Origin of the sequence: Actinomadura napierensis (genome assembly GCF_039529375.1) — a bacterium.
Taxonomy (GTDB): domain Bacteria; phylum Actinomycetota; class Actinomycetes; order Streptosporangiales; family Streptosporangiaceae; genus Spirillospora; species Spirillospora napierensis.
This window is the reverse complement of sequence record NZ_BAAAMR010000391.1, coordinates 1-556: the sequence shown is the minus strand read 5'-3', so window position 1 is coordinate 556 and position 556 is coordinate 1. Positions and strand designations below refer to the sequence as shown.

Genomic DNA, 556 nt, shown 5'->3' with positions numbered 1-556 from the left:
ATCTTTGACGCAGAGTCATATCTTCAATATTTGAAGCAAGTTGTTTAAGTTCAAATAAGGTTTGGTGAATGTGCTGTACCAATACATCACTTTCACCTTTTTCATTTTCTTTAGCTCTAAACAGCTCATCTAAATCTTGTTGCAAACGGCCAATGTGATGGGCCAATTCTGAAGATGTCGGAACTTGATTTGCTAGCTCTTGTAGTCGGCTTAAATCAATGATCGCACTGGATTCAACCAAAGCCTGTTGAATAGATTTTTTAATCTCTTCTGACTGAACCATTTTAGTATTTAAGACACCAACACGGTCTAACATCCCCCGTAAGTGAACTTTAAATTCAATACCATAAGGAATGTATATGGCTTGGCGCATTGCACGGTAATGTAAAGCCAAAATACGGTTTGCACTGGTATCGGGTGACATAGCACGCACAACATCAATAACGACTAATGACACCAATACGCCCATGACCATACCAAATGAGCTATCTAAATAAGACACTGCATCCATACTGTAAGCATTATGCAAGTTCAGCCCCATCATGGTATTAATACC

At 38.8% G+C, this 556-nt stretch carries 1 protein-coding gene; it reads right to left on the bottom strand.

Annotated elements, in window-relative coordinates; genetic code table 11:
- Positions 1–544, bottom strand: a 544-nt coding sequence (locus tag ABD296_RS50100) for an FUSC family protein (protein WP_344285764.1), incomplete at its 3' end; no start/stop codon positions are given.
- Positions 545–556: the final 12 nt, after the last annotated feature.